This window comes from Kitasatospora xanthocidica, from assembly GCF_014656195.1.
Lineage (GTDB): Bacteria > Actinomycetota > Actinomycetes > Streptomycetales > Streptomycetaceae > Kitasatospora > Kitasatospora xanthocidica.
Window position 1 is genome coordinate 53,072 of sequence record NZ_BNBY01000015.1, and the last position, 25,973, is coordinate 79,044.

General features: G+C 69.5%; 12 protein-coding genes and 2 pseudogenes. 7 read left to right on the top strand and 7 right to left on the bottom strand.

Annotated elements, in window-relative coordinates:
* Window positions 1-24 precede the first annotated feature (24 nt).
* Window positions 25-936 (top strand): LysR family transcriptional regulator, encoded by a 912-nt coding sequence (locus tag IE332_RS24575; RefSeq protein WP_189920232.1) that lies wholly within the window; start codon window positions 25-27, stop codon window positions 934-936.
* A 175-nt stretch (window positions 937-1,111) separates the two neighbouring features.
* On the opposite strand, the gene IE332_RS24580 is transcribed toward IE332_RS24575, so the two are convergent.
* Complete coding sequence (locus tag IE332_RS24580) at window positions 1,112-1,315, bottom strand: hypothetical protein (RefSeq protein ID WP_189920235.1); 204 nt, start codon at window positions 1,313-1,315, stop codon at window positions 1,112-1,114.
* A 115-nt stretch (window positions 1,316-1,430) separates the two neighbouring features.
* On the opposite strand from IE332_RS24580, the gene IE332_RS24585 reads away from it, so the two are divergent.
* The gene (locus IE332_RS24585) at window positions 1,431-1,973 is read left to right on the top strand and encodes a TetR/AcrR family transcriptional regulator (RefSeq protein WP_189920237.1); all 543 of its coding nucleotides are present in this window, start codon (window positions 1,431-1,433) and stop codon (window positions 1,971-1,973) included.
* Window positions 1,974-2,022: 49 nt separating this feature from the next.
* Window positions 2,023-2,550: pseudogene (locus tag IE332_RS24590) on the top strand (Gfo/Idh/MocA family protein); the annotation flags it as partial.
* 1,312 nt (window positions 2,551-3,862) lie between these two features.
* Here the strand turns inward: IE332_RS24590 and IE332_RS42435 are convergent.
* The 4 genes from IE332_RS42435 to IE332_RS24615 form a co-directional block, all read right to left on the bottom strand.
* Window positions 3,863-4,668 (bottom strand): IS5 family transposase gene (locus IE332_RS42435; protein WP_373313823.1). Its coding sequence is split into 2 segments (ribosomal slippage): window positions 3,863-4,332 and window positions 4,332-4,668, totalling 807 coding nucleotides; the frame shifts between segments, so codons are not numbered across the junction.
* 822 nt (window positions 4,669-5,490) lie between these two features.
* Window positions 5,491-6,222: a hypothetical protein gene (locus IE332_RS24605; RefSeq protein WP_189920239.1), complete on the bottom strand. Its 732-nt coding sequence runs from the start codon at window positions 6,220-6,222 to the stop codon at window positions 5,491-5,493.
* A 237-nt stretch (window positions 6,223-6,459) separates the two neighbouring features.
* Entirely contained in the window at window positions 6,460-7,071 is a 612-nt protein-coding gene (locus tag IE332_RS24610) for a hypothetical protein (protein ID WP_189920241.1), read from the bottom strand.
* A 35-nt stretch (window positions 7,072-7,106) separates the two neighbouring features.
* The gene (locus IE332_RS24615) at window positions 7,107-18,641 is read right to left on the bottom strand and encodes a LamG-like jellyroll fold domain-containing protein (RefSeq protein ID WP_189920243.1); all 11,535 of its coding nucleotides are present in this window, start codon (window positions 18,639-18,641) and stop codon (window positions 7,107-7,109) included.
* 411 nt (window positions 18,642-19,052) lie between these two features.
* On the opposite strand from IE332_RS24615, the gene IE332_RS24620 reads away from it, so the two are divergent.
* Window positions 19,053-19,592 (top strand): BMP family ABC transporter substrate-binding protein, encoded by a 540-nt coding sequence (locus IE332_RS24620; protein WP_189920251.1) that lies wholly within the window; start codon window positions 19,053-19,055, stop codon window positions 19,590-19,592.
* 117 nt (window positions 19,593-19,709) lie between these two features.
* Here the strand turns inward: IE332_RS24620 and IE332_RS24625 are convergent, their stop codons facing one another.
* A complete protein-coding gene (locus IE332_RS24625; protein ID WP_189920253.1) occupies window positions 19,710-19,961 on the bottom strand; it encodes a hypothetical protein in 252 nt (83 codons plus the stop codon).
* 183 nt (window positions 19,962-20,144) lie between these two features.
* Window positions 20,145-21,863 carry an IS1634 family transposase gene (locus IE332_RS24630; protein ID WP_189920255.1) on the bottom strand — a complete coding sequence of 573 codons (1,719 nt, stop codon included), beginning with the start codon at window positions 21,861-21,863 and terminating at the stop codon, window positions 20,145-20,147.
* Between the two features lie 502 nt (window positions 21,864-22,365).
* On the opposite strand from IE332_RS24630, the gene IE332_RS24635 reads away from it, so the two are divergent.
* The 3 genes and pseudogenes from IE332_RS24635 (at window position 22,366) to IE332_RS24645 (ending at window position 25,918) form a co-directional block, all read left to right on the top strand.
* On the top strand, window positions 22,366-23,295 hold the full coding sequence (locus IE332_RS24635) for a Gfo/Idh/MocA family protein (protein WP_189920257.1): 930 nt from the start codon (window positions 22,366-22,368) through the stop codon (window positions 23,293-23,295).
* A 93-nt stretch (window positions 23,296-23,388) separates the two neighbouring features.
* Window positions 23,389-23,826 (top strand): annotated as a pseudogene (locus tag IE332_RS24640) (gfo/Idh/MocA family oxidoreductase); the annotation flags it as partial.
* A 223-nt stretch (window positions 23,827-24,049) separates the two neighbouring features.
* On the top strand, window positions 24,050-25,918 hold the full coding sequence (locus IE332_RS24645) for a DUF8508 domain-containing protein (RefSeq protein WP_229928879.1): 1,869 nt from the start codon (window positions 24,050-24,052) through the stop codon (window positions 25,916-25,918).
* Window positions 25,919-25,973: the final 55 nt, after the last annotated feature.

The following is a 25,973-nucleotide window of genomic DNA, read 5'->3' on the forward strand; positions in this document are numbered from 1 at the left end:
CGCCGCGCTGGCAGAATTGGCCTTGTGATCGACGCACGACGGCTGCGGACCCTGCGGGCCGTGGCGGACCACCGCACCGTGACCGCCGCGGCGGCCGCCCTCTACCTGACCCCTTCCGCGGTCTCCCAGCAGATGGCCGCCCTGGAGCAGGAGACCGGGCACCACCTGCTCGCCCGCGAGGGCCGGGGCGTGCGGCTGACCGCCGCCGGGGAGATCCTGCTCGGCCACGCCGACGTCGTGCTCGCCCAGCTGGAGCGGGCCGAGGCCGACCTCGCCGCCTACAGCGCGGGCGTCTCCGGCGAGGTGACCGTCGCCTCCTTCGCCACCGGCATCGGGCTGGTGCTGGCCCCCGCCATCGGCCTGCTCGCCGAGCGCGCGCCGGGGGTGCGGCTGAAGGTGCTGGACGCCGAGGGTGACGCCAGCCTGCCGATGGTGCTGGAGGGCCGGGCGGACCTGGCGGTGGCCGTCGAGTACCGGGGCGCCCTGCGCGCCGACGACGCCCGGCTGACCAGGGTGCCGCTGTACGCCGAGCCCTTCGAGGCGGTCCTGCCGCTCGGCCACCGGCTGGCGGGGGAGGCGGGGCCGCTGGCCGTCGCCGCGCTGGCCGACGAGCCGTGGATCGGACCCTACCCGGGCAACCCCTGTCACGACGTGGTGCTGCTGGCCTGTGAGCACGCCGGGTTCCAGCCGCGGCTGCTGCACTCCTCGGACGACTTCCGGGCCGTCGTCGCGCTGGCCTCGGCGGGCGCCGGGGTGGCCCTGGTGCCGCGTTCGGCGCTGCGCGGGGTGGACCTCGGGCAGGTCGCGGTCCGTCCGGTGGACAGCGAGCTGGCCACCCGCCGGGTCTTCGCCGCCGTCCGGGCCGGGGCCGACGGGCACCCGTTGATCCGGCCGGTCCTGGACGCCCTGGTGGAGGCGGCGGCCGCGGGCGGGTAGCGCGGAGCCCGGCGGGGCGGGGTGTGGCCGGCTGGAGCGGGGTGCGGAAACGGTTTTGCGGCTGCCCGGCGTCCCGGGTCGGGCGGCCGCGCCGTGTGCAGGTGGCGTGGCGTCCCGGCCCGGGCGGCCGTGCAGCCGCTGGTCCGTGGGGGCGGTCGGGAGCCGACCGCCGGGGTCACCCGGTGATGAGGGTGATCAGGCGGACGGCGGGGGCGGAGACCACCTGCACCGTCTCGGTGCCGGGCAGCCGCAGCTTGACGAAGCCGCCCTGGAAGGCCGCCAGCGCCCGGGGCACCGAGGAGACCGGCTCGCCGTCGGCGTTCACCACCACGTAGCCGTCGACCAGTTCGACGGAGGCCTCGGCCCAGTCCTCGTTCATGCGTCCCCCCGCTGTACGACTGTCCCCGCTGAACGGTACCGATCGGTTCCGTTCTGACGTCGAAAACGGTACCGATCGGTGCCGTTTGGCGTCAAGGGCGGTTAGGATCGCTTCCATGGCAGTCAACGCACGGGCGCGCCTGCTGAGCACGGCAGAGTCCCTCTTCTACGCCAACGGGATCCACGCGGTCGGGGTGGAGCGCATCCTGTCCGAGTCCGGGGTGGGCCGCGCCTCCTTCTACCGGCACTTCACCGGCAAGGAGGCGCTGGTGACCGCCGTCCTGGAAGGCCGGGACCAGCGGTGGCGGGCCTGGCTCTCCGAACGCGTCGCGGCCCACGGCGGCCACCCGCTGAACATCTTCGACGCGCTGGCCGAACGGTTCGCGGCGCAGGACTACCGCGGCTGCGTCGCCATCAACACCATGACCGAGATCGCCGACCGCGCCAGCCCGGCCCGCGAGATGGCGGCGCTGCACAAACGGCGCGTCATCGAGCTGGTCGAACAGCTCATGCGGGACGCGGACATCCCCGAACCCGACTGCCGCGCACGGCAGTTCGCCCTCCTGATGGACGGCGCCATCGTCACCGCCCTGCGCGAGGGCACCCCGGACGCCGCCTGGCGGGCCCGCGCCATCGCGGAGTCCCTGCTCGCGGCTTAGGGCGCATAGGGTGGGCAGCGCCGACCGTCCGCACGCCCAGGAGAACGCCATGAGCGAGACCGCTGCCACCGACCACCGCCTCCCGGTCGGGGTGATCGGCCTCGGTGACATCGCGCAGAAGGCCTACCTGCCGGTGCTCACCGCGCTGCCCGGGCTCGACCTGCGGCTGATGACCCGGGACGCGGCCAAGCTCGACCGGATCGGCGACGCGCACCGGATCGCGCCCGAGCAGCGCTTCACCGATCTCGGGGAGCTGATCGCGAGCGGCATCCGGGCCGCCTTCGTGCACGCCGCCACCGACCAGCACGTCCCGATCGTCGAGCGGCTGCTCACCGCCGGGGTGGACGTCTACGTGGACAAGCCGCTCGACTACACCCTGGACGGCGCCCGCCGGCTGGTCGACCTGGCCGACCGCACCGGCCGCTCGCTGATGGTGGGCTTCAACCGCCGCCACGCGCCCGGCTACGTCCAGGCCAAGGAGCGCCCCCGCGACCTGATCGTGCTGCAGAAGAACCGGGAGGGCCTGCCCGAGGCCGCCCGCACCCTGGTCTACGACGACTTCATCCACGTGGCGGATGCGCGGTGTCTAATTCAGCGGGTCAATGAGGTCGGTCTCGCTGCTTGACGACGTTCGCTGCTGAGCATCGTGTACGCGTTGCCCGCTCTGCAGGGCTGACAGTCAGTACGACGTTGACATCACCCCTTCTTCCCGGCGCCTGACTCCGGTGCTTTGATCGCTGTGCGTGTTTGTCTGGTGCAACGCGAACCGGGCGAGGCGAGTGTCTTCCCGCCGTCGGCCCGTGGGTCGAGCACACGCACGGAGTCGACGGGGGTCGACCGGCACAGCATGCCGCTCTCCGGCACACTGACCGGCGGAAATCGCCACGATTTCACACAGCTGCTGTCGCTGCTGGACGACATCCCACCGATCCGCAGTCTGCGCGGCATGCTCCGCAGGCTGTTCGCCGGCTACGGATGCGACTGTGACAAGTACCGCCGCCTGCTGTGGAAGCGGGGTTGGTTGCCCGCCGTGGCATTGCTTACGGCTCCGGGCTGGGCAAGACTCGGTGGGTGGTCGAGTGGACTTTCGCCTGGCTCAGCCAGTTCAAGCGCCTGTGGATCCGCTACGAGATACGGCGCGCCGACCTCCACCTGGGTCTTCAGGTAGTGACCGGCCAGCCCACTCATCGATTTCCTGCCGTGCCCCCGGTCGGCTAGGCATCAGTCGCTGCGGCGGCCCCATGAGCAGCCGAAGAGAAACATCCATCTCGTCACCTTCCATACTTCTCAGAAGAGCAGACGCTCTTGTAGTCCTGAACGTTCAGAATGTAGCAGTCAACGTCAAGATCCCCGGTCCCAGTGACCTGTAAGTGGACTTCCGTTGGAATCCCTGTTGGGTTCGGGCCGTAGACGTCGCGCACCTAATAGTTGACTCGCCGCCTCCCCGACCGAACCTCGTCGGCAATCTTGTTCTCGATCTTGCTCATTTCCAGGTTGGCCTTGCCAAACAATGGAACGAGATTTCGGAGGTCCGTTCCGGGCCCACTGAACTGCCGGCCCATGTTGTGCCCTCGTGCACGGCATCCCTTACAGTCCGGCAGCGGTGACCATTTCGGGGAAGTCGCGTGAGTTCCAGGCAGTTGGCGTTCTGTCCTCCAAGTCCCGAGGTGAATCGAAGTGGCTATTGCCTCCCGTGGCACGGCCCCCTTCGGCCCCCGACCGGGAGCGCGCCCTCGGCAGGTAGGTGATGTTGCCGTGCACGTTGGTTCCGGCACTGTCGCCGCAAGACTCATCATCGTCCTCCGTCCGACCACCAGTACGACCGATCGGTAGAGGAAACGGAATCGGGAGGGGCTCGGTTTGCGGTGTCGGCGCGGGCCTTAGAGGTCCTAACAAAGGCGTTGGACGTGTCGGTGGGTGATCAGACAGGTGGCCAGGCCGAGAAAGGCCTCGTGGATGTCGTCGCGTCGCTCCCAGCGGACGCGAAGCCGGCGGAAGCCGTGGAGCCAGGCGATGGTGCACTCGACGACCCAGCGGTAGGCGCCCAGATTGGAGCCGTGGGCGACACCGCGGCGGGCGATCACCGGTTTGATGCCTTGCTTCCACACCAGGCGCCGGTACTTGTCGTGGTCGTAGCCCCGGTCGGCGAGCAGGACCTCTGGTCTGCGCCGTGGCCTGCCGACGAGGCCGGACACGGCGGGGACCTTCGCGAGCAGGGGCGGCAGCTGAGTGACGTCGTTGTGGTTGCCGCCGGTCAGTGACACCGCGAGCGGGATGCCCCGGCCCTCGACGAGGACGTGGTGCTTGCTGCCCGGCCGTGCGCGGTCGACCGGGCTCGGTCCGCTTTTGGGCCCCGTCGGGCGGCCCGGACATGGCTGGAGTCGATCACCGCCCTGGACCAGTCGAGCTGTCCGGCGGACCGCAGCTTTCGCAGCAGTACCAGGTGGAGCCGGTCCCACACGCCGGCCTCGTTCCAGGCCGCCAGGCGCCGCCAGCAGGTCATGCCCGAGCCGAAGCCGAGCTCCTGGGGCAGGTACTCCCATTGGATGCCGGTGTGCAGCACGAACAGGATCCCGCACAAGGCCTGCCGGTCCGGCACTCGAGGCCGCCCCGGCTTCACCTTCGGCGGCTCCGGCGGCAGTAACGGCTCGATCAGTCCCCACAGTTCGTCCGACACGATCCACGGACGAGACACCCTTTTCCCCACGCACCGACCAACGAGCACCACGGTCCGCAGTCACGCCCACAGCGACTTCTGTTAGGACCTTTCAGGGGATCACTGCCGAGATCGGCTATGGCATCGGTACCGGCGGCGACGGCGGAGGCGGTACAGACGACGGCCGGGACGCCATCGACGATCACGACGCCAACGACGGCGGTGCCGACGGTGACGATGGTGCCCGTGAGGAAGTCGATCGGGCTAGGGTCGGCGTGCGGGCGGTCGTGGTCGTTGAGCGGGCGGGCGTCTGTCGGGGGCTTGGGCCTGGCAGGGTCGGGCCGGGGAACGAGCGCGGTCCGGGGCGCTCGCGGGGTGGTGCCAGCTTGTGACCACCTCCGCCACCTGAGCCACCTCCGTCTCCGCCACGGCCAGGGATCGAGCCAAGGAGGTCAATCGGGGCGTGCGGCGGCACAGGGGTCGGGGTCGGGGGCGGGTGCAGGCCGGACGGCAGCGCTCCCGTTCCTTCTCGCGACGGGCCCGATCGACCGCGGCCTGCTCCGCATGCAGCAATTCGTCGCCGTCCACGTTGTCGAGCGCGTCGGTGAGGGTGTGCCAGCCGCGGCGGCCGAACCGGTGCCTCACCGACGCAGCAGCGGCAGGGTGATGGTCACCATCGGCAGGGCCCGGTGGTGACCACGGGCACGGACGCCGTCGCCGCCGTACACGGGTACGTACCAGGTGTCCTCGGGGGCGGCCTCGACTTCGGTCAGACAGCGCGCACGAGCCTACGGCGGTCGGCATTGGCTTTCCCTTCCCCACACCAACACCGCGACCGCCGCAGGCCGCTAACTGCTCCCACTACTCCACCGGCGAAACGTGAAGCCCCCCGCGAAGCGGCCCCGCCGCCACCATCGCCGTCGACTCCAGGTACAGCCGGGCCCGGAACACCGCGAACAGACTCGCCGTCACCGTCACGCCACCGCCGAGGCACAGCGCCGCGCCGCTCATTAGCAGCGTCCCAAGACTCCGGTCCGTCGCGGTGAGCCCCAGGATGAACACCACCGGAGACGGCAGGAACGTCACCATGGCAGGCATTGCCATCCGGCTCAAACCCTCCAGGCTCCTCCAACGGGCACGCCGGTACGCCTGACGGGAACCCCGCAGCGCGGTACGGACCCCCACGCCGTCGAGCACCATCGCCGGCAGCGTCAGATAGCTCGCCATCGACCACGCCATCCCGACCAGCAGCAGCGCCCCGATGAGCACCACGACACCGATCGGCGCCCACGCGGCGATCGCCCGCACCCGCCCGGCAGCCCGTGCACAGCTGGACCTGATCCCCACCTGCCGCCCCCGGAGGGCGTCGGCGGCAGCGATGAGCAGCACGGAGTTGAAGAAGGTGGCGAGGAACGACAGCACCAACACCCCAGCCACCCCCAGCACCAGGCTCCCCCCGACCTGGACCTCCGCCCAGATCAGCAACCCGGTCACGGCGCCCACGCCGGCCGCCGCTATTCCCGGCAGGAGCAGCAGCCTCTTCTGCCCCCAAACCACTCGCGCCAGCGCCCCGACCGAACCGGCCTCGCTCAACGCCCCTCCCCAGGTGTCATCTCGAAGAACGGCCAGGCTACGCCCAAGAGTCGATCCCCAGCTCCCATGCGGCTTCCTCGTCCTCGTCGTGCAGGGAAACGCGGGTTCGGGAACGTCCCGACGAATCGGTGGTCCCGTCTCCGCGGGATCGCTCAGCCGCTTCACCGACTCGTCTGCATATGCCCCCTCGGGGTGCGGAGTCACACTGACCTGGCCGTTGACCATCGCGTGGGCTCACTATCGAAGCTGCTTCGACCAGTCACCCCGAAAGCGATAAGCACGGCCATCACCGACCTGCTTCACCCCACCAGGAACAACGTCCCCATGGTACGGATACTGCTCCGTCACCGCCGCCAGCAGGAACTCCAGGAAGCCGCCCTCGAACAGGTCCCACTCCAGCAACGAGTCGAACTTGGCAGCGACCGGCCACCGGTCCGGGTCCGGGCCCCGCATCAGCCAGAAGAAATGGTCCGAGTTGTAGTTGTTGCCCCACTTCAGCAACCCTCCCTCGGCCGGAAACAGCGGATACGGACACTCGTCGTAGTCCCCGTCCCGGTAGGCCTGGGCCAGCATGGCACAGTATCTGTAGGGATCCGTCGTGTGGTACAGAAATCCCTCGAAACCGAGCGGCTGCTCGGTCTTGGAACTGGGCGCCGCCGACGGTGTGAAGATGTGCAATTCGTCGCTGATGCTGACCATCCCGTACCGGTCGGCGAACGCCCGGTAGTCCGCCGGCAGCTGGAAGCCAACCTCCTCGGGCCCGAGCTCCCACGGGACCGGGACCACTCCGTCCACGGGCGGCGGCCCGATCACCGCACCGAGCCGGTCCAGCATCTCCTCGATATCCACGTCCACTCCCATCAACCGCTTGTCCCCGCCCGAGGCTAGTTTCCCAGGTTCACATATCCATTGGAGCTGAACGCCCCATTGTCCACGACCGTCCAATCGGAGTCCGTGCGCAGCCCGGTATTGGCGTCCCAGCCGTAGAACCCCATCCCCCACCCGTTCGGGATGGTGCTCTTGTCGTTGTTGTACTGCGGAAGCACGTCGTACAGCACAGGGCCCTGGGGCATGGCTTTTCCGGCTCTGGTCTCGAACGTCCGCATGCTGTTGGTGATCACGCCGCCGTTCCTCTGGTTGATGTTGGCCCCGCGTTGGAAGCACGGCGTCAAGTTCCGCTCGTCCGTCGTTCCGCCGGCCATGCGCGGCACAGAGTGGCAACGGGCGACGTCAGAATCCTCAGGGAACCCAAGGGTGGCCGCCCGTTTCTTGGCGTCGTCCCAGCCCCGGATGTTGCCGGTCGCGGCCTGACCCCGGCTGGAACTGGGCTTCCCTTCGAGACAGGCGTTGACTCCCGTGTTACGACCCTGGGCGTCCGACGGCAGGTAATTGACCCATCCGCCGCCGCTCAGGGCTACGGCCCCCGACGGCTTCAGGTCCTCGCATGTGGGGACGCGCCGGTTGCCGTTCCCTCCGGGGCCCGGGTTGTCGGGCCCCGGGTCGGGCAGGGGGGCCGGGATCGGCCACGGGCGCGGCGCCGGTGCCGGCGCGGGGGCGGGCGCGGGGTTGCCGCCGCCGTTGATGAGGTTGTAGACGTCGTCGGCGAGGTCGATCACGGCGCCGGTGCCGGCGACAATGCCGGAGCCGACAGCGGTGGCGGCGCCGACGACGACCGGGGCGCCTTCGACGATCACGACGCCGACGACGGCGGTACCGACGGCGACGATCGTATCGGTGAAGAAGTCGATCGGGCTGGGGTCAGTGTGCGGGCGATCGTTGTCGTTGGTCGGGCGGGTGTCCGTCGGCGGGTTGGGCCTGGGCATGATGGGGCCGGGGGACGGCTTCGGCCCGGGGCGCTTGCGCGGGCCCGGCTTGTGGCGGCTACCACCTCCACCTCCGTGGCCCCCACCACCGGTCGGGCCAGGGATGAACACCGGTTCCCCGGGTGGCGCTGGCGCCGGGCCGGGCGAACGGGTGGGCTGCCAGCCGTCTCCGCCACACGACCTCACGAATGGGTGGCTCTCGCAGTACCGTGCGTTGTAGTCCGGCCCGTTGTCCCTTCTAGGCCGCGGGTCGACACCTGGCGCGTGGGCCGGCGGAGCCGTGGCAATCTCGATAGCCACGTCAACAACGATGTGGATCACAATGACCGCGCAGATCGGGCAGTGCCCCGACGGGTCGGTCGCATCGACCGGGTCGCCGTCCCCATACGTGAACCGGTTTCCCCGGATGGACGGGTTGGGGCCTAGCTGCCAGGAGTCGCGGGAGGCGAAGGTGCCGCTGCCCGGGCGGTACCAGCGGGCGGCCATGTTGACGTCGCCCGAGGCGGGGTCGGTCCAGCCGCTCTGGTAGCCGAGGGAGTTGGTGGCACCGGTGCTGGCCGTGGGCTTGCCGAAGGGGTCGTAGGCGGTGGAGCCTGCGACGCCCTTGGCGGCCGGGTCGATGGTGGCGACCACGTCGGTGTGCTGGTCGCTGATCACCAGGCGGGGGTTGGGCGTCGCGCCCGTGGTCGCGGTGCCGAGGAGCGTGGCACCGGGGGTGCGGGTGTAGGTGGTGGTGCCGTCCGAGACCAGGTTGTTGGAGCCGCCGTCGTAGGTGAACGTGGCGTTCCCGGTCTGGGCGACGCGGTCGAGCGAGTCGTAGGTGTACGTGGACGGCCCCTCCTTGACCATCCGGTCGAAGCCGTCGAACTGGACGTCCTTGGGCTGGGAGCCCCGAGCGGTGCTGCTGGTGAGGGTGCCGCGGGCCGAGTAGCCGTAGGCCGTGGAACCGTCGTCGAGCAGCTCGTTGCGCTCGTCGAAGGTCGAGGTGGTGCCACCGGCGGCGGTCCGATTGCCGGCCGCGTCCCAGGTGTACGCGGTGGCGGTGGTGCCGTTGTTCCAGGAGGTGAGGCGCCCGGCCAGGTCGTAGCCGTACTGGTTGGTGGCGGCGCCTGCGGTGCCGCCGGTGGTCTTGCTGGTGATCCGGCTGTTGAGGTCGTAGCCGTAGCCGATCGAGGCGACGGTCGTCCCAGCCGGGTTCTTGATGGTGTCGTCGCGCAGGCGGCCGAGGTTGTCGTAGCCGTAGCTGCGGCTGCCTCCGTTGGTGCCGTAGCGCTCGCTGGCGAGCCGGCCGGCCGCGTCGTAGCCGTAGCCGACGGCGGTGCCGGTCAACGGGTCAGTGGCGCTGGTAAGTTGTCCGGCCGTGTTGTAGCCGAAGGCGGTGGTGCCGGCCGTGTCGGTGCGGGCGGTCATCCGGCTGTCGCCGTTGTAGCTGTAGCTGCTGGCGCCGCCCGGGCCGGCGGTGGTGAGGAGCTGGCCGCGGTCGTTGTAGGTGTAGGTGTCGGGGGTGGTGCCGGGGGTGCCGACGGATATGAGGTGGCCGGCCGCGTCGTAGCCGAGGGTGCGGTTCGGGGTCGCTGCCTCGGCGCCGGCGGCGGTCTCCTGGGTCAGGTTGCCGGCGCCGTCGTAGCTGCGGCGGCGGACAACGTTTCCGGGTTCGGTGAGGGTGACGGCCCGGCCGGCGGCGTCGTAGCTGGTGGTGAACAGGCCTTCGGCCGGGGCCGGGTGGGCGGTGGTCGGCGGTTCGACGGTCGACTCGGGGAGCCCGAGGGAGTTGTAGGTGTAGTAGGTCGGGATGTTCTTCCCGTTGGTCCACCGGGTCTTGCGGCCTCCGCTGTCGTAGCCGAAGGAGGTGGTGATCGTCTGCCCGGCGGCGACCGGTTCGACCTGCTGGACCGGGAGGCCGGCCGGGTTGTAGGTGAACTGTCGTGCGTGCGCGGCGATGTCGGCGCTGCTCGCCACCTTGTCGGTGGCGGTGAGGACGTTGCCCTCCAGGTCGTACGTGGCGTACTGGGTGGACACGGCAGCACCTGTGGTGTCCAGACCGGTGGTGCTCAGTGTCCGCCCCAGTCCGTCGTAGCCGGTGGTGCTCGCGGTGCCGTCGGCCCTGGTCACCCGGCTGGTCCGGCCGAGCCCGTCATAAGCGGAGCGGACGGTGACGCCTGCCGGGTCGGTGGCGCTGAGCAGCTGGCCGACGGCGTTGTAGGTGGCCTTGCTCGTGGCGCCGCCGGGCGTCGTGGAGCTGAGCTGGTTGCCCGCGTCGTCCCAGGTGAAGGTGCTGGTGTAGGCGGCTGCGGCCGGGTAGCGCTCCAGCTGGGTGCTGGTGATGCGCCGCCCGAGGTCGTCGTAGGTGGCCTGGCTGACCGCGCCTGTCGGGCCGGTGGTGGAGAGCAGTTCGCCGTCGAGGTCGTAGGAGTTGGTGACGGTCGGTGCGGTGACACCGCCGGTCGGCGGCAGGGTGGTCTGCACCAGACGGCCGAACTGGTCGTACTGCATGGTGTGCGTCAGTTTGAGGCCGGTCGGGTCGACGACGCTCGTGACGGGCCGGCCGAGCACGTCGTACTCGACCGTGGAGGTCGGGGTGATCGTCGTGCCGGACTGCGGGTCGGTGTACGCGGCACCGGCGGCAGCGACCCGGTTGCCGTCGAGGTCGTAGGTGTAGGTGACGGTGTTGCCCAGCGGGTCGACCTGCGAGGTCAGCTGACCGAAGGTGTCGTATCCGGTGCGGCTGATCGGTCGGACCTGCTGCGGCTTGCTGCCGCGGCTGGTCGGGTCGTAGGTCTCCGCGCTGACCAGCGGGCCGGTGGTGACGGTGGGACGGCCGGCCTCGTCGTAGCCGACGCTGCTGGTGTACGGGACGGGGTCCGCGCCGGTCGCGTTGCCGTTCGGGCTGACGGTGGTGGTGCGCAGGCCGCGGCTGTTGTAGCCGTACGTCACCACGGAGTCGGTGGGCTGGTTGCGGGCGGTCTGCTTGAGCAGGGTCCCGGTGACGTCGTAGGTGTAGTCGGTTTCGGTGGAGTTCGCGTCCGCGCCGCCGGTGCTGATGACGGCCGTCGGGCGGTTGGCCACGTCGTAGGTGTAGGCGGTGGTGCGGTTGAGGCCGCCGGGGTCGGCGGTCGTGCGGCTGACGCGGCCGGCCGCGTCGTAGGCGGTGACGGTGGTGGTCTTGCCTCCGCCGGTCACCTGCTGGGCGAGGTGGCCTGCGTCGTCGTAGGTGTTCTGCTGGAGCACCACGTTGCGCAGGGAGCCGTCGGCGTTGTGGTAGCCGTCCAGGTCGATCTCGGCGATGGTGTTGTCGTCGTTGTAGTAGGTGTGGGTGGTGCGCCCCATCGCGTCGGTGTCGGTGGCGAGGCGGCCTGCAGGGTCGTAACCGCGTGAGCCGATGACCTGCCAGCGCGGTGCGGTCGGGGAGGCGCTGCTGCCGGTGTAGTTGCTGACCGCGGTCTGCTGCAGCTGTCCCATCGGCGAGTGGCTGAAGTTGTACGTGGTGCCGGCCGCGTCGGTCCGGGTGGCGACGTTGCCGTAGCGGTCGTAGGTGTACGAGGTTGCGTGACCGCCCGGGTCCTTGACCTGCTTGACCCGGCTGGTGTCGCTCTCGTAGGCCCACGTGGTGGTGCGCGGCTGGTCGCCGCCCGTGGTGTCGGCGACGGTCTGGCTGACCTGGTTGCCATCCACGTCGTAGGCGGTCGTGGTCCGCCGGGTGTGTTTGGTTCCGGTGACGGCGTCGGTGGTGTACGGGTCGGTGCGGGTGACCGGGTTGCCCTGGCCGTCCCAGGTGTAGTCGGTCTGGAGCACCCGGGGTGCGGCTGTGGTGCCGCCCGGACAGTCGTCGCAGCTGTACGACTGGCTGGTGGTGCGTCCCAGGTTGTCGTAGCCGTAGCTGACCTTGGGCCGCAGCGGCGAGAGGACGAAGGCGACGTCACCATTGCCCTGGTAGAAGTACTCCGTCTGCTTGTCCGCGGGGACGCTGAACGGGTCCGGGTTGGCCGCCGGGTCGAGCAGGACGGTCTGCGCCCGGACCAGCCCGATCGGGACCATTGAGCCGTCTGGCGCCGGGGTGAAGGCCTTGGTGCGCAGGATGTAGCTGACGCGTCCCTTGGGGAAGTCCGGTGTGGCCGGGAGGGTCGTGGAGGCCAGCTGGCCGTTGTTGTCGTAGGCGTAGCGGGTGGTGTAGGTGGTGTCGCCGGGGCCGGAGGAGCGGGCGTCGCTGGAGGTCAGGATCTTGTCGTTGGCGGTGTTGAGCGGATTTCCGATGTCCAGGTAGTACGTGGCGTAGCTGGTCTGGCAGCTTCCGGCGCCGCGGCAAGTGGTCCGGGAGACCGTGTTGCCGCGGGCGTCGTGCCCGGTGGTGATGGTGTGTCCGTTGGGGTCGCTGACGGCGTACAGGTAGCCGGCGGTGTCGTAGGTGTAGCGGGTGGTGTTGCCGTAGCCGTCGGTGCGGGAGATCAGCCGGGAGGAGCGGGTGTCGTACTGGTAGGTCAGCTTGTAGCCGCCCGGGTCGGTGACGGTGGCGGTGGTGACCGGGATGGGCTTCCCGCCGTCGCCCATGGCCTTGTAGTGCGCGGTCACGGTGTCGGCGTTGAGGCGCGAGGAGTAGTAGGAGGCCTCGGCGATGGTGCCCTTGAAGTGGTCACCGCCGGCGGCGGGCCAGCCGTTGGTGGATCCCGCTCCCAGGTAGACGTACGGCGTGCCGTTGAAGGTGATCTTGCGCCCGGTGGTGTCCGAGGCACTGGCTCGACCGTCGATGTAGATGGTCTGGCCGCTGTCGTCGCCGGTGAGTACCGCCTGGTGCCAGTTGCCGTCGTTGACCGTGCGGTCGGAGGTCATGGAGGCGTTGAGGCCCATCCAGAACTCGCCGTGCACCCGCCCGTCGGTGCCTACGTACAGGGCTGGGTTCCAGGCGGTTCCGCCCTGGGTGCCGACGGGGTAGTCCTGGTAGCCGTAGAGCGGGCCGCCGGTGGTGGTTTTGAACCACAGCTCGACGCTGGCCGCTCCCCTGATGGGCGCGGCGTCGGAGGGCAGCTGAACCTGGGAGGTGGAGCCGTTGAAGACCCCGGCGCGCTGGCTCTGGTCTCCGGAGGGCCCCGCGGCGTTCAGGTCGACGTCGGTGAGGTTGCCGGCCGTGGCGTCCGGGCGTGCGTCGCCCAGCTGGCTGGCGGCGTACGAGGAGCCGGAGGGGTCGTTGAGTCGCCAGTAGCCGACGGCGCCGTCCTGGACCGTCTTGGCGCGGTAGTTGCTCGCCGCGTCCAGGCCGCCGACCACGGCGGCGGAGGTCGCGCGGTTGTAGTGGCCGGAGACGGTGTCCTTGGTGAGGCGGTACCGGAAGATCGAGAAGTCGGCGATGGTGCCGTTGAAGTAGCTGACCTGATCCGACGGAGCGTTCGGCCACCCGCCGCCGGTCCAGCCGGCGCCGAGGGAGGCGTAGGCGGAACCGTTGTAGGTGATGGGGAGCGCCGTGGTGCTGGTGGCCGTGGGGGCACCGTCCAGGTAGAGGGTCTGGCCGGAGCCGTCGCCGGCCAGGGCCACGTGGTGCCAGGCGCCGTCGGCGACGGTGGTCGCCGAGACCAGGGCGTTGGTGGCGGAGCCGGTCCACAGGGTGCCGTAGAGCTTCTTGTCCGAGCCGATGTAGAGCGCCGGGTTCCAGCGGTCGGTGGAACCGTTCGGCTTCCCGTCGAGCGGGAAGGACTGGTAGCCGTACAGCACGCCGGGAGCGGTGGTCTTGAACCAGAGCTCGACGGTGGCCGCGCCCCAGTGCTTGGGCGAGGTGTTGGCGGGGAGCTGGACGTACGCGTTGGTGCCGTTGAAGCCGGTGGCGGTGGACGTGCCGGAGGCCCAGGGGCCCGCCTGGCAGCAGGTGGTGTTGTGGTAGCTGCCGCGGTTCTGGGCGAGTGCGGCCGAGGAGATCAGTTCGGTGGCCTGGTTGCCGGTGGTGTCGCCGAGGCGCCAGTAGCCGGTGGGCTTGCTGTCCACCACGGCGGCGTCGTACTGGGTGGCACCGGAGGTGGTGGCGAGCTGGTAGAGCGAGGAGATGGTGGCGGCGTTCAGTCCGTGCGGGTAGGCGGCCACGTCGGCGAGCTGGCCCTTGAAGTGGCCCGCCCGGTCGGCCGGCGGCTGCGGCCACCTGCCGGTCACGTTGCCCGCGCCGAGGAAGACGTGGTTGGTGCCGTTGGGGATGATCGTGCCGTTCAGCGGTCCCGCGACGGGTGCTCCGTCGAGGTAGAGGGTCTGACTGGTCTGGCTGTCGGCGGAGATCACTGCGAAGTGCCACTTGTTGTCGTTGACCGGGGCACCGCTGGCCAGGGTGGTGGAAGCGTCACCCGTCCACAACTGGGCGCGCAGCCTGCCGTTGCTGTCGACGTACAGGGCCGGGTTCCACTGGTCGGTGGTGCCGTTGGGGGTGCCGTTGACCGGGAACGACTGGTACGAGAGCAGCACGCCGGCGCGGTCGGTGCGGAACCACAGGGCGAGCGCACCCGGACCGTTCTGCGGGGCGTAGGCGGCGGGCAGTTCCGCCCAGGAGGTGCTTCCGTCGAAGGTCGCCGATCCGGGCGAACCGGACATCGGGCCGGGCGAACCGAGTTCGACGTTGGCGTAGTTGCCGTTGTTGGGTGTCGGCCGCGGTGTGTAGACCTGGTTCGCGGCCTGTACGCCGCCGCCGTCGGACAGCCGCCAGTATGCGTTGGGCCGCGATCCCATGACGCTGCCCCGGTACTCCTGGGAGGAGCCGGCCACGGTGGGCTGGCTCAGTGTCCAGGTGCCGCCGTTCTCGTCGGTCACCTTGGCAGCCCGGTCGTTGACCGCGTCGTAGCTGACGCCCAGGCGGGTCTTGCCCGAGGGAAGCTTGAGTCCGGTGAGTTGGGCGGACGGCTGGCTTCCGGCCTGCCAGAGGGACTTGACGGCCGGTTCGCCCAGGGCCCGGTTGTAGAAGGCGACGTCGCTGATGCTGCCGTTGAAGTAGTTGGCGTGTCCGGTGTTGTCGTACGGGTTGTCGGGCCAGCCCCCGCTGAGGAAGCCGCCGCCGACGGCTTCCGAGCGCTGCCCGGGCGCGATGACCGCCCCGGGCAGGGGGGCGCCCTGTGCCTCGCCGTCCAGGTAGAGGGTCTGGGTAGTGCCGGCCGCGGAGAGCAGGGCGTAGTGCCACTTGCCGTCGTTGACCGCCTTGGTGGAGTCGAGGGTGCGGGACGGTCCGTTCCAGAACTTGCCGTGCAGGTAGCCGGACTGGCCGACGTACAGCGCCGGGGTGTAGTTGGCCGGCGTGCTCCCGTTGCCGGGGAAGGGGTCAGCCTGGTAGCTGAAGAGCACGCCCCAGCTGGAGGTCTTGAACCAGAGGCCGACCGAGGTGTACGAGGAGGTGTCCAGGACGCTCTGCGGGAGTCCGACGAACCCGGAGGAGCCGTCGAAGGTCGCGGCGGTGGCGCCCGAGGCGGTCGGTCCGGGCGTGCCGAGGGTGACGCCGGTGCCGGAGTAGGTGGCGTTGTCGTTGCCCTGGTTCTCCGCCACCTCGCTGACGGCGGTGCCTCCGCTGCCTTCTCGGAGTCGCCAGTAGGAGACGGGAGCGGAGTCCAGGACCGCGGAGCGCAGATGCGAGCCGGCGGTGTAGGAGTAGCCGGTGCACGACCGGTCGGTGTTCCCCCCGGTCGGGGGTGCGCAGACCTGGTCGAGCTGGTCCGGGTTGCTGGGGTTGTACGTGTAGGTCCAGGTGAGGGCGGTGTTCGAGTCCGTCCCGCTGACCGGGTCGGTGGAGACCTTCGCGACGTGCCGGTTTCCGGTGGTCCATTCGAAGTGCAGGGTGCGGCCCGAGGAGGTGTCCTTCACCGTGGCCAGAACGCCGTTGCCGTAGCTGAGCTCCTGGGTGCGGCTGAACGCGTCGCGCACCAGGGACAGCGCGTAGCCGTTGCCCGAAGCGACGTGGAACTCGTAGCGGGTGCCGTCCTTGGCCATCAGGTCGAAACCTGCGGCGACCTTGCTGAGCGACTGGAACTCACCCGAGGGCGGCGTGTACAGGGCCCCCTTGTTCGGGTCGGCCCCGAAGCGGGCGGCCCGGCCGGCGGCGGTGGTGAGGACGACCGAGTCGCTGCCGTCGTTGTCCGGCTGGATCTTCATGTCGAAGTTGGAGGTCCAGCCGTTGCCGAACAGCGTCGACGTCCGCGGGTCCAGCGAGTTGTACGAGCGGCTGACGGCCAGAGCCGGACCGACGCTCTTGACGTCCGCGTCGGTGGCCGCCGTGGTGTAGTTGCCCACCTTGGCGTCGAAGGGGCGGCCGGCCCCGTCGCCGACCGCGCCGCCCAGGTGTGAGGTGATCACGGGCTGCTGGACCTGGGTGGAGAAGGAGACCGTGCCGGACAGTGGACTCTCACCGCCGTGGTCACCGACCTTGACGTTCCACAGGTAGCCGGTGTTCCAGGCGAGCTTTCCCGGTGGCACGGCCCACGAGGTGCTGGACTGCCAACCCGACTCCGCAACCAGCTCGGGATCTCCCGAGGCCGGGTTGGTGTAGACCCGGAAGTCGTAGTCGAGGCCGCTGCCCGGGAAGTTGTCCGGGTCGTGCCCGGTGGCGTAGAGCTGCGGGGTGAGGCTACCGATCACGGTGTTGTGCGGCGGAGCCAGGACGTCCAGCTGTGGTGCGGTGTTGGCGCCGTGGACGGTGGTGCAGTTGCCGAAGGGGATCCAGTAGTTGTCGTGCAGGGAGGACGTCCCCCCGACGTACCCGTCCCAGCAGAGGTAGTAGTCCTGCCCCAGCGGCAGCGGCGGTATGACTCCGTTGATGGTGACCGAGTCGTAGGTCCTGACCAGCCCGGGCACCCCGGTGAGGGGCGCGTTGAACCACTGCTCCTGCCAGTTGGTGTCGAACAGGCGGGCCTTGACCTGCATGCTCTGCGAGTTCCACCAGTTGGCCCCGGTGTTCGTCAGGGTGACCTGCTGGTAGCCGGGCGTGTTGTAGGTCGGCGGCATGTAGCTGCCGGCGGGCGCGTAGGTGGCGGCCCAGTCGCTGTAGGAGATCGACAGGTAGGGCGGGTAGGCGCTGTTGGCGCTGGCGAACTTCTTCCAGTGGTAGGAGTCGGTGGTGCTGGCCGTCAGCGCGAGACCGTAGTTGTCGGCGCCGCGGGCCCAGCTCTCGACCAGCTGGACCCCGGGGTCGGTGTGGCTGCGGCCCAGGTCGATCGACTCCCACATCGCGCCGCCACAGGTGTCACCGGCGGAGAAGCTGGCGGTGCCGAGCTGCTGGCCGATCGACACCCCGGGGTACCGGTTGATCGTCGCCGGGTCCCACGCGCTGGTGATCTGGTTGACGTAGACCGGGTGCGGCGAGCACTCGTAGGAGTGGGTGTTGTTCAGGTTGAGGGTGACCGCGTGCAGGTAGTTGTTCTGCAGGACACCTGCCACGTCGGGGAAGTACAGGTAGCTGTTGACCTTCGAGGCGCCGCCGTCGGACGTGCCGATGCGCAGCTGCGGGTCGGTGGAGAAGTTCGCCGTCTGGTCCGACCGTACGAAGGTCGACTTGCCGACCCCGATACTGGTGGTCGACGGGTCCACGGTGACCGGGAAGACGCGCTTGGCGTCGTGCAGCCAGACCTCGTCCAGGTCCATCCGCAGGGCGGGGGTGCCGTTGACGTCGACCAGGCGGTAGGTCACCCGGTCGCTGACCACGCCGTCCCCGGAGGCGGGGTCGATCTTGGAGTCCGTCATGAAGCCGTGCGGGATGGTCGCCTTCACCGCTCCGGAGGCGTCCTTGAACTGGACCTCGCCGTCGGGGCCGATCGCCGGGGTGAGCCCGGTGAGGTGCAGTGGGAAGACCCAGCTGGTCGGGGCGGTCGCGTCGTGCAGGGTCAGGGATTCCTTCACTCCCTGGGCGAGCCCGTTGTAGACCACGTCGCTCGCGGGGCGCGCCAGCGGGTAGGTGAGGGTGTCGCCCTGGACCACGCCGCGCACCTGTGCCGCGTCCTGCAGGCCGTAGGAGACCACCAGGCCCTGGCCCGGCGCCCAGCTCACCAGCGCGGGGTCATCGGTCTTGGCGGCAAAGGTGGCCTGCTGGCTGTTGGCCTGTTCGGTCCAGCGTCCGGCGCGGTCGAGCGCGAAGTTGGTGTTGATGTCGTCCCAGCTGCCGTCGGCCTTGCGGTAGTGCACGGGCCGCGGGTAGGCGCGCAGGGTCTTGGTGCCGTCCGGGTTCTGGAAGAGCGAGGTCGTGTCGGTGCGGGCGCCCGTGACCTCGACGCCCTCGGCCGGCAGACCGGGCATGCCGGTACCGGGGGTGGCGTCGTTGCGGGCCTGGAGGTCTTCACTTGCGGGCGGTGCCGAGTCTGCGGCGCCCTGCTTCGCGGCCTTTCCGTTCTTGCCCGTGTTCTGCGGTGCGGCGGGAGGCGGGGCGGCGTTGCCGCTCTGCGCACCGCCGGGGGACGCAGCGCCGGGTCGGCCTTCGCGGGGTGGCGGGGTGACGGTCCCGCCCTTGACCGGGGACCGGGGTATCGCATCACCAGAGGGGTGCATGGTGCCGTCGCCTGGCGCGGCCTTGGCCTTGGCCTCGGGCAGTTCGCCCTGGCCCGGCTGGTGCGCGGATTCCCCGGGAGCGCCGCCGTCCTTCCTGGTCTGCGAGGACGGCACGGTGTGAGTCCCCCGGCTCGGGTCACCGCTGACTTGCTGCGGGGTCTTCGGCGTGACCGTGGGCACCGGGGCCTTGATCGCCGTGAAAGCGCTCGCTTCTTGCGTGCCAAGGGCAAGCAGGAGCGTCAAGGAGGTGATGAGCGCAAGCGAGCGACGCACGGAAAGTCCTTCGGAGGGCAGGCGAAAACGACCGACTCTCCCCCTACGGCGATCGGTCCGTGTCCTTCCTATCGGTCGTCAGTGCGACGCGTACAGCCCGTAATTGACGAACCCGTGGTCGTTTTATGCAAAATAGGGATGCCATATGCTGAAATGATCTTAAGAGATTTTTAATCTTCTTTACTGAACAATGAAAACCTCCGGGTGAGACTTGACCGTGCCCGCCACATCACCCGCCAGGAGAAGCCCGACATGACGCTCCACCTCACCCGCCGTCACCGGTGGGTGCTCGGGCTGACCGCTGCCCTCGCTGTGACAGGTGTCGGGGTCGGGATACTGCTCGCAAACGGAAGTGACGGTGAGGCCGTCCCTGCAGCTGCAGTGAGCCCCTCCAACATCTCCGGGCTTCGAACGGCCTGCCTCACCGGCGATGCCGCGGAAGCGGCGAGCCGCACGGACACCAGCATCATCTGGGCGGCTCTTCAAGATGCCGCTCGGCAACGCCAGCTGAACGTGCAACAACTTCTCGTCCCGGCAGCCACCACCGACCAGGCCCTCCCCTACCTCGCTGGCCTCTCCGCACAGCACTGCGACCTCGTCGTCTCCATCGGACCGGCTTTCACCCAGGCGTCGAAGGCGGCCGCCGCAGACAACCCACGCACCCGGTTCATCGCGGTTGCGACAGACGGTCAGCCCGCGGTGGACGGAGTTGTCACAATCACAGGTAGCGACAACGAGAAGGCATCCGAGATCCGACGCCGCGCACTCGACCTGCCCGCTACCGGGAAATGACCTGCGAGACCCCGGCGTGCCCAGTACAGACGGTCCAATCGCGGCCTGGTCCGATTACCCACCGCCGTCCGGGCCGCGAAGGGACGGTCCAGGGTGGCAGGGTGTGTGCACGGCGGGTCAGCCCGCGACGGTCTCGGTGTGCCGGTGGAGGGTGCTCGGCTGGTCGGTCGGCTTGCCATCGGTGCGGTTCTTGTCCTGTCTCGCGCAGCCAGGTGCCGGGGCAGGACGTCGGTCCACCTCGCCATCGGAGCGGTTCGCCGGGCCGACCAGCGTTCCGCCGACGGCGAGGAAGGGGAGCAGGCGCCGGTACGAGCGGTTCCAGTCCGGCTCCAGCCGCCACAGCTCCTCCGTGGCGTCCAGGGCGTCCAACTTCGCGGTCTGGTCCTTAGATCGTGTGGCGATCGCCCTTCGGGTGGCCGAGGATCGCCCGAGTTCGACAGTGTGTGGGCACATAACTGGACTGGACTTCGGGGGTGACCTGCGGGTTCGGGCATGACCACCTGCCGGGGTCGTGTGCCCACGACCCCGGCAGGTGTTTGCCCACTTCAGGGGCTATCCGGTGAGCGTGAGCCCGCTCATCTTTGGTGGCATCTGCACGCCGCAGTCCCGGAAGATCCGGACCTGGGTGTCGGTGGTCTGCTGGAGGCGTCCGGCGGGACCGGCGAGTGTGACCTGGTGGAGACGCTGAAGTTCGGTTCTGATAGCCCGCCAGGTGATGTCGGTGCGGCGTTCGGCCACGCGGATCAGCAGCAGGGCCAGCCAGCACAGCAGCACGTGGGCGCGGATCCGGTCATCCAGACGGTGGTAGACCGGCCGCAGATACAAGGTCGACTTCATGGTGCGGAAGGCCCGTTCGGCTTCCAGGAGGTTCTTGTAGCCCAGGGCGACGTCTTCGGCGGTCAGGTCCGGGTCGGAGGTGGTAAGGAGGTACTTGCCGTCGAGGTTGGTTTCGGTCTTGACCTTGGCACGGTCGATGGAGAGCCGGCCGGCCGGGGACTGCTTGAGCCACCGGCCGAGCGAGGGATGGTCACGAAGCGCGCACTCGGCCTTTCGGTGCACGGTGTCCGGCGGCCGGACGGCGCGCTTGAGGCCGGCCTTGGCGGCCCTGTCCTTCGCCTTCTTCGCGTCCTGGGTGCGGGCGGTGGCGATGCGTGCCAGCTCTTCGGTGATCGCGGCGAGTTGCTCCTCACGCCGCTGGGCGTCGCGTTCGGCCTCGGCTGGGTTGTGGCAGATGATCCAGCGACGGCCCGGGTCGGAGTCCAGACGGACTTCCTTGACCCGAAGGTTGTCGCGGACCTGCTGGTAGCGGCCCTGGTGCGCGAGGGCCTCGGCGGCCTTCGTCGATCCCTCGCGCATCTTGGCGCCGGTGATGTAGTGGCCGCCGGCCTTCTTGAGGCAGGCGAGGTTGGATTCACCGGAGAAGCCGGAGTCGGTGACGGTCACCACCCGCCCCAGCCGCCAGGCCCGCAGGTCGGCCTTGACCTGGGCGATGACCGTCTGGTCGTTGGTGTTGCCGGGCCAGGTCCGGATCCGCACCGGGATGCCCTCACGGGTGACGGCCAACCCGATCACAATCTGCGGGAGGTCCTTGCGATGGTCCTTCGAGTGTCCGTAGCGGCGAAGCGCGTCGTCGCTGTCGTCGGCCTCGTCCCGTTCGAAGTAGGTGCTGGTGGTGTCGAAGAAGAGCAGGTCGACTTCGAGGTCGAGGAGGTTCGCGGCGGCGAAGAACACCGCTTCCTGCACGGCGGCTTGGGTGCCCTCGTCCACCAGCAAGTCCATGGCCCGATAGGCATGTTGCTCGGCGAGTTCACGGACGCCGGGCACTACCGCGTCCTTGCCGGCCCACTCGGCGGCGGCCCGCTTGGAACTCGGGGCGACGGCGCGGTTGGCGACCAGCGCGAACAGAGCCCGTTCCACATCGGTGCGGAACTGCCGCGCGTCCAGCACCTTCGCGAGCGCCTGGTCGATGCCCAGCGGCTTCCACCGGCCGTCCAGCAGCCACGCCGTCTCGATCGGCCGGGAGGACTCCACCGCCAGCGGTCCGCCTTCCAGACCCAACGGCGCGGCCACATCGGTGTCCCCGTCGCCGAGATGGCGGTTGAGAGAGTCGACCAGCCGCCGCAGGGAGTCCAGGTCGAGCTTGTCCTCCCGGCCCAGGTTGAGGAGCACGTCGGCCTGCGTCGTACCGCCAACGCGCCGGTTCGTCGCCAGCTGCACATACCGCACCACGCTGCCGTCCCGGTTCCGACGCTGTGTCTTCCGCACGTACATGCCCGCAGGATGCGACAAAGCCCCAGCTCACGGCAGCCAAATCAGCAAATCCGCATGTCCCTACCCCAGATCTGCTCCAGACCACTCAGATCACGCTGACCAGCGAAGACAACCGATCAGACCCGGTCGTGTGCCTGCAGACTGTCGAACCCGGGGATCGCAACTCGGACCCCAGGTGGCGATGCCAGATCAAGCACCAAGGCGGACTGTTGCGTTGCGCTGCGGGGCTGCCGCGGATCACAACGACGCGGACACCGTCTATACCAAGGGCGGCAACTTGGTGGCGGTCGCCCTTCGGGACGACCGAGGATCGCAACGCCGCTCTGAAGTGGGAGGCCAGACTCAACACCCGTGGCCGTCGTCATCCGGGGCAGCCGAGGATTGCACCGCAGTTCAAGGAGCGGTCAACCCATTGATCGCAGTCGGCGATGGTTTGGTGGGGCGCGGGAGCGAGTGAATAGGGTGGGGGTGATGGTGTCGGCGCCTGAGTGTGGAGACGTGGATGGGTTCGGCTGCTGTTCCTGATGTCCTGCTTCCGATTGGGGTCATTGGGCTTGGTGACATTGCGCAGAAGGCGTATCTGCCGGTTCTGGGTGGGTTGCCGGGGGTGGATCTGCGGTTGATGACGCGGGACGGGGCGAAGTTGGACCGGGTCGGTGACGCGTACCGGATCGCGGCGGGGAAGCGCTTCACCGATCTCGGGGGGTTGATCGGGAGCGGGATCCGGGCGGCGTTCGTGCATGCCGCGACCAGCCAGCACGTGCCGATCGTGGAGAAGTTGCTGACGGCTGGTGTGGATGTGTACGTGGACAAGCCGCTGGACTACATGGTGGACGGTGCCCGCCGGCTGGTCGATCTGGCCGACCGGGCGGGCCGCTCGCTGATGGTGGGCTTCAATCGGCGGTACGCGCCCGGCTATGTCCAGGCCAAGGAGCGTCCTCGGGATCTGATCGTGCTGCAGAAGAACCGCGAGGGTCTGCCCGAGGCTCCGCGGTCGATGATTTTCGACGATTTCATTCACGTGGTGGATGCGCTCCGGTTCCTGGTCCCGGGAGATATCGAGCACGTCGACGTCCGCTCGCGGGTGCGCGACGGACTGGTCGAGCACGTCGTGCTCACCCTGGCCGGCGAGGGGTTCACCGCGCTGGGCATCATGAACCGGCTGTCCGGCTCCACGGAGGAGGTCCTGGAGGTCTCCGGTGGCGACTCCAAGCGCGAGGTCCACAACCTCGCCGAGGTCATCGACCACCGAGGCCAGCCCACCATCCGCCGCCGCGGCGACTGGGTGTCCGTCGCCCGCCAGCGCGGCATCGAACAGGCCGTCCTCACCTTTCTCGACGCCGTCCGCACTGGCAAGACCCTCGACGCCCACGACGCACTGCGCACGCACGAGTTGTGCGAGCTGGTCGTGGAGCGCATCGAGGCGGTCTGACCGCCGCGCGTAATGGGTGCGATGGTCGTTTGCCGAGCAGGTTTCGGACGCGAACGCGGGGCAGGAGCTATCGTTGGGGGTGTCCAAACGTCCCACGTGGTGGACCTGCTCCGCTTCCTCGCCCCCGGCGAGATCGAGCACGTGGACGTCCGGGCCCGCACCAAGGACGGCCTGGTCGAGCACGTGGTGCTCACCCTCGGCGGGCGGGGCTTCACCGCGCTGGGGATCATGAACCGGCTGTCCGGCTCGACGGAGGAGGTGCTGGAGGTCTCCGGCGGCGACTCCAAGCGCGAGGTCCGCAACCTCGCCGAGGTGATCGACCACCGCGGCCAGCCCACCGTCCGCCGCCGCGGCGACTGGGTGCCGGTGGCCCGCCAGCGCGGCATCGAGCAGTGCGTGCTCTCCTTCCTGGACGCCGTCCGCGCCGGGCGCACCCTCGACGCCCACGACGCGCTGCGCACCCACGAGCTGTGCGAGCTGGTCGTGGAGCGGATCGAGGCTTCCTGGGAGTCCGCTGGGAGCGGTCTGTGAGCAGCCTGGGCTGACCGTGGGTCAAGTCACCCGGGGGGAACCGACAGTTCACCGTCGAGGTCTTGTCGGGGCTTTTTCTACGCGCGTATCTTGAGGGGCGCCGCGGGGGGCGGGTGTCCGTCCCCTGCTCCCTCTACGCGAGTAGCGCGCGCCTCGAAGCGCGCCTCCGCCCGGACCGCCGTGCCACGACCGTGCCGCACGACGGAGCTAGGAGTCCGCCCCGGTGACCACCGCCCCCGCCTCCCGCCCGCACAGAACCCTGCTGCGCGCCGCCCTGATCCCGGCCGCGCTGACCGCCTCGCTGGTGCTCGTCCCGCTCCCGGTGGCCAACGCCGCCGGCGCCGCCACCCCCGCCCCGACCGAGGCCGGCCCGCTGCGGATCCACGACATCCAGGGCACCACCCGGATATCCCCGCAGGCCGGCAAGCCGGTCACCGGGGTGCCCGGAATCGTCACCGGCGTGCGCGCGTACGGCAGCTCCAAGGGCTTCTGGATCCAGGACCCGAACCCGGACGCCGACCCGGCCACCAGCGAGGGCGTCTTCGTCTTCACCGGCGGCAACCCGACCGTCAAGGTCGGCGACTCGGTGCTGGTGAGCGGCAAGGTCACCGAGTACTACCCGAGCTACTCCGGCGGCTCGCAGTCCGTCACCGAGATCTCCGCCCCGGGCGTCACCGTCGTCTCCTCCGGCAACCCGCTGCCCGCCCCGGTGGTCGTCGACACCCGCGACATCCCCGGCACCTACGCCCCGGCGGCCGGCGCGGACGGCTCGATCGACGGCGTCGCGCTGAACCCGGAGAAGTACGCCCTGGACTTCTACGAGTCCCTGGAGGGCATGCTCGTCCAGGTCAAGGACGTCCGGGTGGTCCAGGCCACCGACAAGTACAACGAGCTGTGGGTCGCCGCCGACCGCCAGGACCAGCGCAGCAAGCGCGGCGGCGTGCTGTACGAGTCCTACCGCGAGCCCAACGTCGGCCGCCTGATGATCCAGCAGCAGGCCGCGGTCTCCCAGCAGCCCTTCCCGGTCGCCAACGTCGGCGACGAGCTGACCGGAGCCACCACCGGCCCGCTGGACTACAACAACTTCGGCGGCTACACCCTCGTCGCCGGCACCGTGGGCACCCTCAAGGACAACCACCTGCAGCGCGAGGTCACCGCGCAGCCGGCCGACCGCGAACTCACCCTCGCCACCTACAACGTGGAGAACCTGGCCCCGAACAACCCGGACGCCAAGTTCGCCGAGCTCGCCCACGGCGTCGTCACCAACCTGCGCTCGCCCGACATCGTCGCCCTGGAGGAGATCCAGGACGACAACGGCTCCAAGAGCGACGGCACGGTGGACGCCAGCCAGACCGTCGCCAAGTTCATCGCCGCGATCAAGGCGGCCGGCGGCCCCGCCTACGACTGGCGCTCCATCGACCCGCAGGACGGCAAGGACGGCGGCGAGCCCGGCGGCAACATCCGCCAGGTCTTCCTGTTCAACCCGCAGCGGGTCTCCTTCACCGACATCGCGGGCGGCGACGCCACCACCGCCGTCGGCGTGACCGGCACCGGCGCCGCCACCGCGCTGACCGCCTCGCCCGGCCGCATCGCGCCGAACGACGAGGCCTGGACCAACAGCCGCAAGCCGCTCGTCGGCCAGTTCGTCTTCCGCGGCCAGAAGGTCTTCGTCATCGCCAACCACTTCAACAGCAAGGGCGGCGACCAGGGCATCGACAGCCGCTTCCAGGCCCCGACCCGCGGCTCCGAGGTGCAGCGCGTCAAGCAGGCCACCGTCGAGCAGGCCTTCGTCGCCGGCCTGCTGGCCGCCGACAAGGAGGCCAAGGTCGTCTCCCTCGGCGACTTCAACGACTACCAGTTCTCGCCCGCGCTCGCCGCGCTCACCAAGGGCGGCGTGCTGCGCGACCTGGTGAACGAGCTGCCGGAGACCGAGCAGTACTCCTACGTCTACCAGGGCAACTCGCAGGTGCTGGACCACATCCTGGTCAGCCCCGAGGTCGGCTACGCCAAGTACGACGTGGTGCACATCAACTCCGAGTTCGCCCAGCAGGCGAGCGACCACGACCCGCAGGTGGTGCGCATCAAGCCGTAGCGTGAGCCGCGGCTATGCTGCCTCCGTCGCCGGTGCCCACCGGCGGCGGAGGCGT

Bases quoted from the DNA above. Each gene is read 5' to 3' on its own strand.
- IE332_RS24630 (WP_189920255.1), bottom strand. From the start codon at position 21,863: ATGTACGTGCGGAAGACACAGCGTCGGAACCGGGACGGCAGCGTGGTG.
- IE332_RS24580 (WP_189920235.1), bottom strand. From the start codon at position 1,315: ATGAACGAGGACTGGGCCGAGGCCTCCGTCGAACTGGTCGACGGCTAC.
- IE332_RS24635 (WP_189920257.1), top strand. From the start codon at position 22,366: ATGGGTTCGGCTGCTGTTCCTGATGTCCTGCTTCCGATTGGGGTCATT.
- IE332_RS24620 (WP_189920251.1), top strand. From the start codon at position 19,053: ATGACGCTCCACCTCACCCGCCGTCACCGGTGGGTGCTCGGGCTGACC.
- IE332_RS24585 (WP_189920237.1), top strand. From the start codon at position 1,431: ATGGCAGTCAACGCACGGGCGCGCCTGCTGAGCACGGCAGAGTCCCTC.